This window comes from Nitratidesulfovibrio sp. D1, assembly GCF_051133415.1.
Classification (GTDB): Bacteria; Desulfobacterota; Desulfovibrionia; order Desulfovibrionales; family Desulfovibrionaceae; genus Cupidesulfovibrio.
The window spans coordinates 140263-153016 of record NZ_JBPGNZ010000001.1; the positions used below are offsets into that span (position 1 = coordinate 140263).

11 protein-coding genes are annotated in these 12754 nt (G+C 69.6%); 5 read left to right on the forward strand and 6 right to left on the reverse strand.

Going from position 1 to position 12754, the window contains the following annotated elements; all coding sequences use genetic code 11:
- Window positions 1-25: 25 nt before the first annotated feature.
- The 3 genes from ACR4XJ_RS00590 to ACR4XJ_RS00600 all read right to left on the reverse strand — a co-directional run bounded on the left by ACR4XJ_RS00590 (window position 26) and on the right by ACR4XJ_RS00600 (window position 1686).
- Complete coding sequence (locus ACR4XJ_RS00590; protein WP_434753381.1) at window positions 26-580, reverse strand: hypothetical protein; 555 nt, start codon at window positions 578-580, stop codon at window positions 26-28.
- Window positions 581-754: 174 nt separating this feature from the next.
- The gene (locus tag ACR4XJ_RS00595) at window positions 755-1213 is read right to left on the reverse strand and encodes a glycine zipper 2TM domain-containing protein (RefSeq protein ID WP_434753382.1); all 459 of its coding nucleotides are present in this window, start codon (window positions 1211-1213) and stop codon (window positions 755-757) included.
- Window positions 1214-1419: 206 nt separating this feature from the next.
- Window positions 1420-1686: an RNA recognition motif domain-containing protein gene (locus tag ACR4XJ_RS00600; RefSeq protein WP_434753383.1), complete on the reverse strand. Its 267-nt coding sequence runs from the start codon at window positions 1684-1686 to the stop codon at window positions 1420-1422.
- Window positions 1687-2015: 329 nt separating this feature from the next.
- On the opposite strand from ACR4XJ_RS00600, the gene ACR4XJ_RS00605 reads away from it, so the two are divergent.
- Together ACR4XJ_RS00605 and surE are read left to right on the forward strand one after the other, a co-directional pair.
- A complete protein-coding gene (locus ACR4XJ_RS00605) occupies window positions 2016-5540 on the forward strand; it encodes an EAL domain-containing protein (protein ID WP_434753384.1) in 3525 nt (1174 codons plus the stop codon).
- Window positions 5541-5579: 39 nt separating this feature from the next.
- Entirely contained in the window at window positions 5580-6386 is an 807-nt protein-coding gene (gene surE / locus ACR4XJ_RS00610) for a 5'/3'-nucleotidase SurE (RefSeq protein WP_434753385.1), read from the forward strand.
- A 102-nt stretch (window positions 6387-6488) separates the two neighbouring features.
- Here surE and ACR4XJ_RS00615 read toward each other — a convergent pair whose 3' ends face one another.
- On the reverse strand, window positions 6489-7004 hold the full coding sequence (locus ACR4XJ_RS00615) for a hypothetical protein (RefSeq protein ID WP_434753386.1): 516 nt from the start codon (window positions 7002-7004) through the stop codon (window positions 6489-6491).
- Between the two features lie 598 nt (window positions 7005-7602).
- On the opposite strand from ACR4XJ_RS00615, the gene ACR4XJ_RS00620 reads away from it, so the two are divergent.
- Window positions 7603-8760, forward strand: a complete 1158-nt coding sequence (locus tag ACR4XJ_RS00620) for a magnesium transporter CorA family protein (protein WP_434753387.1) — start codon at window positions 7603-7605, stop codon at window positions 8758-8760.
- Window positions 8761-9157: 397 nt separating this feature from the next.
- On the opposite strand, the gene ACR4XJ_RS00625 is transcribed toward ACR4XJ_RS00620, so the two are convergent.
- Together ACR4XJ_RS00625 and ACR4XJ_RS00630 are read right to left on the reverse strand one after the other, a co-directional pair.
- Entirely contained in the window at window positions 9158-9586 is a 429-nt protein-coding gene (locus ACR4XJ_RS00625; protein ID WP_434753388.1) for an Hsp20/alpha crystallin family protein, read from the reverse strand.
- Window positions 9586-10014 (reverse strand): Hsp20/alpha crystallin family protein, encoded by a 429-nt coding sequence (locus tag ACR4XJ_RS00630; RefSeq protein WP_434753389.1) that lies wholly within the window; start codon window positions 10012-10014, stop codon window positions 9586-9588. Before ACR4XJ_RS00630 ends, ACR4XJ_RS00625 begins: the two co-directional genes overlap by 1 nt.
- Window positions 10015-10239: 225 nt before the next feature.
- Here ACR4XJ_RS00630 and ACR4XJ_RS00635 point away from each other — a divergent pair, with 225 nt between their 5' ends.
- Both ACR4XJ_RS00635 and ACR4XJ_RS00640 read left to right on the forward strand, forming a co-directional pair.
- Window positions 10240-11229 carry a hypothetical protein gene (locus ACR4XJ_RS00635; protein ID WP_434753390.1) on the forward strand — a complete coding sequence of 330 codons (990 nt, stop codon included), beginning with the start codon at window positions 10240-10242 and terminating at the stop codon, window positions 11227-11229.
- 217 nt (window positions 11230-11446) lie between these two features.
- Entirely contained in the window at window positions 11447-12751 is a 1305-nt protein-coding gene (locus ACR4XJ_RS00640) for an efflux RND transporter periplasmic adaptor subunit (RefSeq protein WP_434753391.1), read from the forward strand.
- The last annotated feature ends 3 nt before the right edge of the window (window positions 12752-12754 follow it).

Sequence of the window (12754 nt, forward strand, 5' to 3'; positions counted from 1 at the left end):
CCCCGAAACTGCGCTGAGTCGTTGTCTACCGGCTGAAGGATCTGGCGAACAGGGCCTCGATGGCGGCCTTGCCGTTGTCCTCGAGGAACCGGGTGCCGGTGGCGGTGAAGTGGCGGTGGGAAATGCGCGGGGCCGCCTCGGGCAGCCAGGCGTCCTGTTCCCAGCGGAACCAGCCGTTCTTCACTTGGTCGAACACGAACAGGGGCTTGTTGCAGATCTTGGCGAACTCGGCGCCCCAGCCGGTGCCGCCCTTGACCGTCCCGTCCTCCATCACTTCGCCCACCACGAACACCTCGTGGCCGCTGCTGACCTGCCAGCAGATGGACTGCAACACCTTCCGGAACAGGGGGGCGCGGGTGTACTGGCGGCTCATCAGCCGCGAAACGTAGGTCAGGCTCACGTCCTTCAGGGCCAGTTCCTCGCTGGTCAGCACGCGCACCCCGCGCATGCGTTCCACCTGATGGCCCTCGAAGCTGTAGTTGACCTCCTGCAGGCCATACGCCTCGGCCGTCGTGCCGAAACAGGCCTCGGTACCCGCGGCGCCGCCGCTGTACAGGATGCATTCCCTGGGATCAAGCATCGGTATCCTCCGTCGCGTTCGTGAAGGCCGGCGCGCCGCCGGCGCGGTGTGGTGGCGTCGTGCGACGTGCGCGGCGGGCACCACCCGGCGACACGTCCCGAAGAAGAGGGAAGACCCGCCCCGAAAGGCCGGGACGGGTCCAGTATACGCATTTGTCCTGTGGTGTACAGCGTACTAGTGACGCACGCGGGCCGACCCGTCGTTGCCCGTCAGGACGCGCACCCGGTCGCCCACCATGAAGGTTTCGTCCGGCTCCTGCACCACGGACATCATCTGCCCGTTATCGAGCTTGACGGTGATTTCGATGGCTCTCTTGGTCTTGATGGCCTGTTCACCGGCGTAGCCCGCGGCCCCACCGGCCACGGCGCCGCCAAGCGTGGTCAGCACGCGGCCCTTGCCGCCGCCGATCATGTTGCCGAGCACGCCGCCCACCACGGCACCGCCCAGCGCGCCGATACCACTGGGGCTGTCCTCGATCACGGCATCGTTCACCTGCGTGACGACGCCTTCCTGCACGGTGTGCGACATGCGGGTCTGCCCACCCTTGTAGGTGCCGCCGCCATAGGTCTGGGCGCAGCCGGAAAGGGCAAGCCCGACGATCAGCAGCGCCACGAGGGCCTTGAGTTGACGCATCTCGTTCTCCTTGTCTTGGGAAGGAATCGTTTTGTCGCGCCGCCGGGAATGACGGCGTGATTTCCTATCTGAATATACAGCGTGCGGGCGAGGGATGCAACATGGCCCGCGCAAGGTCTGTTCCGCATGGGGCACGAAGCCATGCAGAACGCCGCCCCGGAACCTGCTGTCCCGGGGCGGCGCGGAATGCGGGGTGCGGGCTGCGGTCAGTATCTGGGCGGACGGGGCGCCTTGGGCTGTGCCTCGTTGACGCGCAGGTTGCGCCCGCCGAACGGGGTGTTGTCCAGGGCTTCGATGGCCGCCGCCGCCGCGGCGTCATCCATTTCGACAAAGCCGAAGCCGCGGGCGCGCCCGGTTTCACGGTCGGTGACGAGCTTGACGGAAAGCACCGTGCCGTAGGCGCTGAACAGGCTGCGCACTTCGTCCTCGGTGGCGGCCCATGGCAGATTGCCGACATAGATAGACTTGGCCATGCGGAAAACCTCTCACTAAGAATGGAACACTCCCGCGCCGTTTCATCGGGACAGGACCGATGTCCTGCTGCGCGGCCCCAGTTTCTGCCCTTGCCCCATGCGGGGCCATCCGTCAACAGGAAACATCAAGGGTGATGCCCCCCTGCGTGCGCGCTCCGAGCCGAAAGCACCCGGTCCACCGCCCCCGCCGGGCAAAAACGGGGCGAACCGGGACATGCCCCAAGACCAATGCTCCATTACATCAGGCACATGCCCTTCGGGCCGCTTTTCAAACGGAACGGAATCCTCTATCCTTTTTTCATCCAACGCCGTTTCCCGAAGGGCCTCAGATGACCACCCGCCGCAAGGCGTCATGGCCGCAGGAGGCATCACCGCACGCGCCCTCGCGTGCGTCCGCCCCCTGCCCGCGCCGCCGTTCCCGCATTCTTCCGCCGGACCATGTACCCGCCGCGCGCCACCATACCGCCGACCGCCCCCGCCGCATCCACCGCCCGCGGAACCCGTTCCGCCCGCTCCGCCTGCCGGTTTTCGCGTCCGCGCCATTCCTGCTTGCCCCGCCGTTGCTGGCCGCCGCCACGGCCCGCCCCGCGCTGGCCGCCGGTGAAGGCATCGCCGCCGGGGCCCCGGTCTGGACCGCAGCCCCGCTGCTGCTCGGCCTTGCCGCCGGGCTTGCGCTCGGCCTGCTGGCCGGGCTGCTCCTGCGGCGCGGCAGGGCCGGAAGCGCCGCTCAGGCCGAGGCCCGCGACGGGCGGCAGGCCCTGCCGTCCGGCCCGCCGGCATCGCCGCGCCCGGCGGGTCTCCCCGGTCACGCAGGCGATCTGGATCACGCCCGCGAGCAGTACCACGCCATCTTCACCAGCGCGCCGGTGGGCATCTTCCGCGTGACGCCGGACGGACGCTACGAAAACGTCAACCCGGAGTTCGCGCGCATCTGGGGCTGCGCCTCCACCGATGAAATGCTGGCCCTGGTCACCGACATCCCCAACCAGATGTACGCCAACCCGGACGACCGCCGGCGCTTCGTGGGGGCGCTGCGGACCACCGGCCGCGTGGACCGCATGGAACTGCGCCTGAAGCGCCGCGACGGCTCGCTGTACTGGGGGCTGGTCAGCGCGCGGCTGGTGAGCGGCCCGGACTCCGGCGGGGCGGGCAGCACGGCCGGTCCGGAATTCATCGACGGCTTCGTGCTGGACATCACCGAGCAGAAGGTGATGCAGGACCAGCTTTCCGAGGCATGGCGCAGGCTGCGCGACATCATCGACTTCCTGCCCGACGCCGCCCTGGTGCTGGACGCGAACCGCCGGGTCATCGCCTGGAACCGCGCCATGGAGGAAATGACCGGCCATTCCGCAGGCGACATGCTGGGACGCGGCAACTTCGAATACGCCCTGCCCTTCTACGGCGAACGCATTCCCCTGCTGGGCGACCGGTTCTTCAGTCCGGACACGCCCCTGCCCAGCCACTACACCCAGTTCGGCGGGCACGGCGACAAACTGGCCGCCGAGGCCTACGTGCCCACGCTGTACGGCGGCCGGGGCGCCCACGTGTGGACCGTGGCATCCGCCCTGCGCGACGGCGAAGGGCGCCTGGACGGGGTCATCCAGACCATCCGCGACATCACCGAGCGGCGCAACCAGGTGCTGGAACTGGAAAAGAGCCGCCAGCGCTACGACATGGCCATTTCCGCCACCAACGACGGCATCTGGGAATGGGAACTGGCCACCAGCACCCTGTACCATTCGCCGCGCTGCCTCGAAATCATGGGCCGCGCCCCCGACGAAAGGATGTCGCCCATGGACATCGCGGCCATCCTGCACCCGGAGGACAGGCTGGGCGTGCTGTCCGAGGTGCGCCGCGTCACCGGCGAGGACGCCGAACGCTTCGAGCACGAATTCCGCATCCGCCACACCGACGGCACGTGGCGCTGGGTGCTGGCGCGCGGCGCGGCCCGGCGCGGCCCCGGCGGCCGCCTGAACCGGGTGGCCGGGGCCCTGGCCGACATCACCGACCGCAAGCAGGGCGAGGCCATCGCGGGCATCCTGTTCCACATCGCCAACGCCATCAACGAAACGCGCGACCTGGACGAACTGTTCCAGTCCATCCACGCCGCCCTGCGCCGCCACGTGCAGGCCCCCAACTTCTTCATCGCGCTGGTGGACGAGCCGGGGGACAGGCTGGACTTCGCCTACTTCGCCGACGAGCGCGACGCCCGCTACAGCCCCGTGGAGCACATTTCCGACCCCACGTCGAAAAGCCCCACGCTGGAGGTCATCCGCACCGGCAGGCAACTGCACCTGCACAGCGGCGACATCGAGGCGCGCCCGGTGTTCGGCGCGCGTCCGGCGGCCTGGCTGGGCACCCCGCTGCGCTCGCGCGGCAAGGTCATCGGGGCCATGGTGGTGCAGCACTACGAGGATTCGGAATTCTTCTCGGCCCGCGACGCGGAACTGATGGTGCCCGTGGCCGAACAGGTGGCCGTGGCCATCGAGCGCAAGCAGGGCGAGGAAATGCTGACCCACCTCGCCCTGCACGACCCGCTCACCGGCCTGCCCAACCGCGCCCTGCTGCTGGACCGCATCGACCGGGCCGTCCAGCGCCGCCGCCGCAACGCCGACTATCGGTTCGCGGTGCTGATGCTGGACCTGGACCGGTTCAAGTTCATCAACGACAGCCACGGCCACACCACGGGCGACAACCTGCTGGTGGAGGTGGCCCGGCGCATGCGCCCGGTGGTGCGCGCGGGCGACACCGTGGCCCGCCTGGGCGGCGACGAGTTCGCCCTGCTGCTGGAGGACGTGGACTCGCCCCGGCGCATCGTGCAGATCACCCGCCGCCTGCTGGCCGCGCTGGAACGTCCGGTGCGCATGGGGGCCAAGGTGGTGCGCACCTCGGCCAGCATCGGCATCGTGCTGCGCACCCAGGGGTACGACGCGGCCGACGGCCTGCTGCGCGACGCGGACATCGCCATGTACCAGGCCAAAGCCCAGGGCAAGGGGCGGTTCCGGGTGTTCAACCAGTCCATGCACCGCCACACCATGGAAATGATGACCCTGGAGGGCGACCTTTCCATGGCCATGCGCCGCAGGCAGCTGTATCTGGAATACCAGCCGGTGTTCGCCGTGGACGGCTCCACCCTGCTGGGGTTCGAAGCGCTGGTGCGCTGGCTCCACCCCACCGAGGGCGCGGTGCCGCCCGCCCGGTTCATCCCCATGGCCGAAGAGACGGGGCTCATCCTGCGCATCGGCCAGTGGGTGCTGGAGCAGGCGGCGGCCACCCTGGCCCGCTGGCGGGCCACCCTGCCCGGCGCGCGCGGCCTGTACGTCTCGGTGAACCTTTCGGCGCGGCAGGCGTCGCAGCCCAACCTCACCGGCCGGGTGGCCCGCATCCTGTCCGAAACCGGCCTGCCTCCCGACGCCCTGAAGCTGGAAATCACCGAAACGGCCATCATGGAGGACCCGGACGGGGCCCTGCAACGCCTGGAAGCCTTGCGCAGGCTGGGGGTGGGCATCGGCATCGACGACTTCGGCACCGGCTATTCGTCCCTGGCCTACCTGCAACGCTTCCCGGTGGACACCCTGAAGGTGGACCGCTCGTTCGTTTCCGCCGTGGCCGGGGATGCGGAAAACCGCGAGATCGTGCGCACCGTGGTCACCCTGGGCCGCAGCCTTGGCCTGCACGTGGTGGCCGAGGGGGTGGAGACGGCGGAGCAGTTCGCCATCGTGGCCGAACTGGGCTGCCACGCGGTACAGGGCTACCATTTCTCGCGCCCCGTTGCCGAGGACCGCGCCGTGGAATTCATCGCCGCCGGGGCCGCCAGCGCATCCCGCGAGGCGGACGCCCCGGAAACACGCTGACCGTGCTGCGGCGTCAGCCGCGCGCAGAGAGACACGCACATGACCGCACCACGCATCCTGCTGACCAACGACGACGGGGTACGCTCGCCCGGCCTGCTGGCCGCGGCCGAGGCGCTGCACGCCCTGGGCGCGGTGGACGTGTTCGCCCCGCTGCGCCAGCAGACGGCCATGGGCCGCGCCCAGACCGGCGACCGCAACGCCACTCTGCAACAGGTGGAACTGACCGTGGCGGGCGCGCCGCTGCGGGCCTGGGCCTGCGACGCCTCACCGGCGGCCACCGTGGGCCACGGGCTGAAGGTGATGCCCGGCTACGCCCCGGCCCTGCTGGTGTCGGGCATCAACTACGGCGAAAACCTGGGGGCCAGCATCACCAGTTCCGGCACCGTGGGGGCCGCGCTGGAGGGGGCCTGCCGGGGCATTCCCGCGCTGGCGGTGTCCATGGAGACGGGCATCGAATCGCACCACGCCTACACCGAGCAGGACTGGAGCGCGGCCATGCACTTCCTTTCGCTGTTCGCGGGCATGGTGCTGGAGCGCGGCCTGCCCGGCGACGTGCACGTGCTGAAGATAGACGTGCCCGCCGGGGCCACCCCGGACACCCCGTGGCGGCTGACCCGCCTTTCGCCGGGCATGTACTACGAATCGCGCCTGGCCGAACCTTCGCTGCACAGCAGGCTGGGCGAGGTCACCGTGACCAAGGGGCCCGCACCCGGCGAATCGCCGGAAACCGACGTGTACGCCCTGAGCGTGGACCGGGTGGTCTCGGTGACCCCGCTGACCCTGGACTTCACGGCGCGCACGGCGTTCCGCGACATCCGCTCGTGGCTTGCGCCCGGAGGGCGCTGAACCGGCACGCACTCGCGCACGGCACAACAAAAAACCCGGACCTTGGTCCGGGTTTTTTGTTGTCCGTGGCGTGGCAGGCATGGATGCCCGCCGCGCAACTACCTAGCAAACACAGCGCAATACCTTCAGGCCATCCTGAAAGAGCACCTCGACCTTGTCGGGACGCACCACGGCGCGCACCTCGCCGGGGCCGAACACCGGGTGGTCGATGATCTCGCCCTCTTCGTAGCTTTCGTTCATGCTGTAGGTGCGGTTGGCGGCGGCCGCGTTGCGGGTCATGGCCACCTTCCAGGCCACCTCGGTGGCCTCGGCGTCGCGCGCGGCGCGCTGCTGGGCGCGGGTGGCGGCGGCCTTGCGGGCGGCCTCGGAACGCGAGGAGGAAACGTCCACGGCCTCGGCGCGGGTGGAGCCCGCGCGCACCTTGCGCACCGAGGGCGCGGCCCTGCGCGGGGCGTCCTTTTTCTGGGGACGGTATTTGTGCACCGAGCCACAGGCCCGGCATTCGACCTTCACCACTTCACCGCCGACCATGGCCACGATGACGTGGCCGGTAATGTCGTTGCATCGCGTGCACTTGGCTTCGATGATCGTCCCGGCGGCAAGTCCTGTACTGCGCATCAACACACCCTTCGCTTGACGGGCGGCGCAGGCCCGCCGACGGCATGTGCCGCCGGGCGCGCGCGCCGACCCGGAAAAGAATGAATCCACCCCGCGCCCGCCGTCCGCCCCCCGGCAAGGGGACGCGGCCTCCGGCGGGGAGCATGCCCGCATCCGTGTACCCGCCGCAACGGCGCACCCGCGCGGCCTCGCCGTTCTTCCCGCCCCTGTCGCGGCCTGCATTCCGCGACGTGTCCGTCAACGACATCCGGGACATGGACGACGCGCTGCCCCCGGACGCTCGGTCCGGGCGTGGCGGGCATCGGCCCGTGGACGCAACTGTCGGGGATCATGGAAGCCCGGCGGCATGGCCGTGGCGGAGCGCCCCCCGCCGCAAAAAAAACCACAGGCTGGCGCCTGTGGCCGGGCGAGGTGTCGCGGAACGGCTTCCTTACCCCTGCGGGGCGGCGAAGGCAAGCCCAAAAGCCGCCGCACGCGCCCGGACCGGACGGCCGTTCCCCGCGCCGCGCGCCACGCCCTTACGCAACGCCGTGAATGATGCTACACACGCTCCCATGAACGCATCCACCCGGTGCGCATCTTCCGGAGCGTACATTCCATGACCGCACCCTTCATGACCGACCCCGAAACCGCCATCCGCATGGGTAGCCTGCGCGTGCGCACCCTGCACCTGGCGCCGGACTGCACCATCGCCCCCGTGCCGCCCGGCACGGAAACGCCCTCCGCGCCGGACGGAGCCTGCCCGCGAGCGTCCGGCGCGGCCACGACGGACGGGACCGGCGGTGCCGAGCCCCCAAATCCCGCCGTTATCCGGCCAGGCGAGGCCGAGCCTGCGGGACCCGCCGTCATCTGGCCAGGCGGTGCCGAGCCTGCAAGGCCCGCCGTCATCTGGCAGGACGTCGCAACCCCCTCGCGCGACGACCTGGGCCGCTTCCTCGCCCCCTACGACCTGCCCGACGACGTGACCGAAGCCTGCCTTTCCCCGCGCCGCTACCCCGAGGTCAGCGTGTTCCCCTCGGGCATCATGGTGCACCTGCCCACCCGCCACGGCTGGGACGCCCAGCACGGCCGCTACCTGACGGTGCTCTGCCTGCCCGGCCGCATGATCACCCTGCACGACGAGGACATCCCCCTGCTGGACCGGCTGGTGCAGATGATCCGCTCGGGCAACGCGCCGTTGCAGGCCAGCGTGCAGGCCCTGCTCATCTTCCTGCTGGATGCGTGCATCGACGCCAACGTACATTTTTACATGGAGGCGCGCTCGCGCGTGGAGCAGCTGGCCGAAATGCTGGACGACACCCCCGACGCGGTCAACCCGGACGACATACTGCCGCTGAAGCGCGCCATCACCCGGCTGTCCATCCAGTTCGAGGACCAGTTCTACTGCCTGGCCACGCTCCAGACGCTTCAGGCCACCGCCCTGCCCCTGACCAGCCAGCGCGAGGGCCTGCGCGACATCATGGACAACCAGAACCACCTGGCCCGCAGCCAGGGCCGGCTGGAAATGCGCCTGCGCGACCTGTACCAGCTCTGCCTGCTGGTGCTGCAACGCCGCACCGACCACCGCATCCGGGTGCTCACGGTGCTCACGGCGGTGTGCATGCCGCTCACGGTCATCGCGGGCGTCTACGGCATGAACTTCCGCCACATGCCGGAACTGGACTGGGACTACGGCTACTACACGGCGCTGGCGGCCATGCTGGCGGTGGCCGGGGGCATGATGTGGTTTTTCCACAGGCGCGGCTGGTTCCGGTAAGGCGGCCCCATCATTGCACATGCGCGGCAAAAGGCCCCCGGCATTGCCGGGGGCCTTTTCCATTGCGACGGCGGGTTGCCGTCACGGGCAAACTCGCCTTTGACCGAGAGTGCCAAAGCAGGATTTTTGTTCGTTGGCGAGGAAAACGAGCCTGCCATGAGGGAGTGCCTCAGCCGTTAGGCGAGCGCGCAGCGCGAGTCTTACGGATGAGGACCGCAGAGCGCGGCAGCCGTTAGGCGAGCTTGCGAGCCTTACGGCTGGCGACCGCAACGCATACTCTTGTTGTATTCGACCGAGCCTCAGCCGTTAGACGAGCTTGCGAGTCTTACGGATGAAGACAGCAAAGCCATGGCAGGCGAAGTTTGACGAAGCCAACGGACAAAAAGACAATTTGGCGTTACCCCTGTGAGATTTCGATGCGCCTGGGCTTGGCCGCCTCGGCCTTGGGCAGGAACAGGTTCAGCACCCCGTCCTTGAGCACGGCGCGGATGCGCTCCCTGTCCACCATGTCCGACAGGGTGAAGGTACGCACGAACTCCACGGCGTCGAACTCGGCGTGCATGCGCCGGTCGTTGCCCGCCGGGGCGTAGCTGCTGCGTCCGGTGACGGTGACCTCGTTCTCCTCGAGGTCGATGGTCAGCCCGTCCGGAGGCACGCCGGGCAGGTCCATCAGGATGTGGAAGCCGTCGGCCTGCTCGATGATGTCCGTGGCCGGGGATACCCGCTCGATGCGCGCGGCGCGGCCCTCGCGCACCGACGGAGAGCGTTCGGCCCCGGTGGTCTCGGCGTGGGCCAGGTCGGCGTTGCGTTCGGCGATGTCGGTCATCACTGCACACCTCCTGCCTGCGATTCGATGGCGATCTTGCGCGGCTTCACGGCTTCGGCCTTGGGCAGGGTCACCCGCAGGATGCCGTTCTCGCTGCGGGCGGAAACGCGGTCGCGGTCCACGGGCACGTTCAGGCTCAGGATGCGCTGGAACGAGCCGGAAAGGCGTTCCTGCCTGAAGTACCTGCCCTCGGCGGCCTTGCGTTCGCCCTTGATGATCAGGTTGCGGTCGGTAAGGGTCAGTTCCACGTCTCCGGGAGCCACGCCGGGAACGCTGACGTCCACGGTGTAGCCGTCGTCGTTCTCGTGCACGTTCAGCAACGGGTATGCAGTGCGCCGCGAGCTGAACGAATGCAAACGCGACATCTCGTCGAACATCCTCTCGAAACTTTTCGGCATGTCGTACAATGTGCTGAAGTCGATCACCATGATGGTACCTCCTCTGGTCCGGCACGTTCATGATTCGCCATTGCCACCGTGCAGCGGCATGCGGATGAATCCGGGATGCCGCCGCACCCTTTCCGGGAAATAGCTAAATCGGCTTGCGGCGGTGTCAACACCCCGGCCGGATGGTTGACCCGGCCCTGCGCATCCTCTACATCGTGGGGCGCGTCCCCGCATTCCGCGGGGGCGCGGCGACGCAAGGAGCACGCCATGCGCATTTCGGTGGATGTGGAAGCGGCCCTGCCGGAAACCCTGCGCGGCCCCGAGGGCGGGACCGGTCCCCAGGCCGCGCGCGAGGAACTGGGCGTCATCGCGGGTGCGGCGCACGGGCTGGCCGACGTGGTGCGCATCGAGCGCATCGTGGTGCCCGCCGACTTCGACGCCACGCTGGCCGCGCTGGCCCCGCACCGCCATGCGGCCCGGCATGCCGCCCGATCCCGCAAGACCCCTGCCGTCCCCACGGCCCCGTCCGTGATGACGGCGGCCATCCCCGCGGAGCGCGGCTGGGTGCTGCTCTTCCACCCCGGCATCTACGGGCCGGAGCACGACGCCCACATGCGCTACGCCCTGTACTGGCGCGAACTTACCCGGCTGGTGAACAAGGGACGGCTGCCCGTGCCCCTGCGCGGCGCGCAGGGCGCACCCCGTCAGGACCGCCACGCCGTGCTGCTCACCGCCGTCTCGCGCCTGTTCGGCGAATACGACGCCGCGCGCAAGGCGTGGGACTTCCGCGACGGGCTGCTGCGCAAGGTGCTGCGGCAGGAGCTTTCCGAACGCGCCCGCACCGCCCTGCTGCATGCATTCGCCGCCGACCTCGGCCACGCCACCTCGGCCGACGTGCGCACCTGGCTGCGCATGCTGGCCGACGACCACGCCCGCACCGGCGACACCGCCACCTACCTGCGCGCGGTGCGCCCGCTGGTGATGCGCATTTCCCTGGCCCTGACCCATGCCTGGGCCACCCTGGACCACTTTCCCGCCCTGGCCGCCCCCGGCGCGGAACTGCTGCACCGGGCGGACCTGCCCACCGCCGCGCGCGACCTGCACGCCTTCTTCCGCAACCGCCACGTGGCCGGTTCGCCCGACATGGAACCCGGCGCGGAACTGCTGGCGGCGCTGTGGGCGGGCTTCGGCCTGCGCCTGGCCGACGGACCGGACGGGCTCGCCGCGCTCGCGCCCGGCGACCAGCAGGACGACTAGCGCGGCAAAAGGGCCACGGCAGCCCCGGCACGCGGCCCCGGCACGCGTCACCGGACGGAACGGACGTTGCCGTTCCATCCGCCGCATGCCCTTCCCCTCCGCCGCGCGAATACTTATAGTCCCGGCATTGCCCGGCGGCCCGGCGTCACCTTTCCCCCGGCCCCGCACGCCCTTCCCACTGCACGGACCGCCCAGACGACACGGATACGGGAACCCCATGCGCAAGAAGATCATCATCGGCCTCGCCGTCGCCCTGGCCGTGGCCCTGGCCGCGGCCTACCTCCTGTCGCGGCGCGAAGGCCGCACCGAAATCACCCAGACCGCCACGGTGGCCCGTGCCACCGTGCGCAAGGTGCTGGACGCCACGGGCATCATCAAGCCCGAGGTGGGCGCCATCGTGAAGACCGGCACCCGGTTCACCGGCATCATCCGCACCATGCACGTCAAGGTGGGCGACGCGGTGAAGGCCGGGCAGATCATCGCCGAAATCGACGACCGCGAGCAGCGCGCCCAGCAGGACCAGGCCGAGGCCACCCTGCGCAGGACCAGGGCGGACCTGGACAAGGTGGAAGCGTCGTACCCCCTGCAAATCCGCGAGGCCGAGGCCCAGGTGGCCGCCGCGCAGGCCGACTACGACTATGCCGCCCTGAACCTGAAACGCCGCCGCACCCTGGTGGACCAGGACCTGGACGCCCGCAACACCCTGGACGAGGCCAAACAGCAGGCGGAAACCACCGGCAACATCCTGGCCGCGCGCAAGGCCACCCTGGACCGGCTGCAACGTGAATCCACCCTTGCCATCAAGAGCGCCCGCGAGGCCGTGCAGGAGGCGCAATCCGCCCTGGACGCCACCAACGTCCGCCTGTCCTATTCCGTGATCCGCGCCCCGCTGGACGGCGTGGTCAGCGAGGTCACGGCGCAGGGCGGCGAAACCGTGGTGGCGGGCTTCCAGGTGGCCAACCTGATCACCGTGCTGGACCCCACCCGGCTGGAAATGTGGATCTACGTGGACGAGACCGACGTGGGCCAGGTGACCCCCGGCATGTCCGTGGAATTCCGCGTGGATTCGCTGCCGGGCCGCACCTTCAGCGGCACGGTGAACCAGATCTACCCGCAGCCGGAAATCCGCGACAACATCGTGTACTACCGGGCGCTGGTGCGCCTTACCCCGCAGACCTCCACCGACCTGCGGCCGGAAATGACCACCCAGTGTCGCATCGTGGTGCAGCAGAAGGACGGCGTGCTGGCCGTGCCCAACGAAGCCCTGAAGTGGGTGGGCGGCGAACAGGTGGTGTTCGTGCAGGACGGCGGGAACATCCGCAGGGTGCGCCCGCACATCGGCCTGACAGGCGCCGAGACCAGCGAAGTGCTGGAAGGGCTGGCCGAGGGCGACGTGGTGGGCACCAGGGTGGTGCTGCCCGCTTCGCGCGGCGGTTCGCGGCCCGAGCAGGCGTCCGGTGGTCCCGGTGGCCCCGGTGGGCCAGGCGGCGGCGGGCCCGGTTCCGGACGGCCGGGGCGGTAGGCG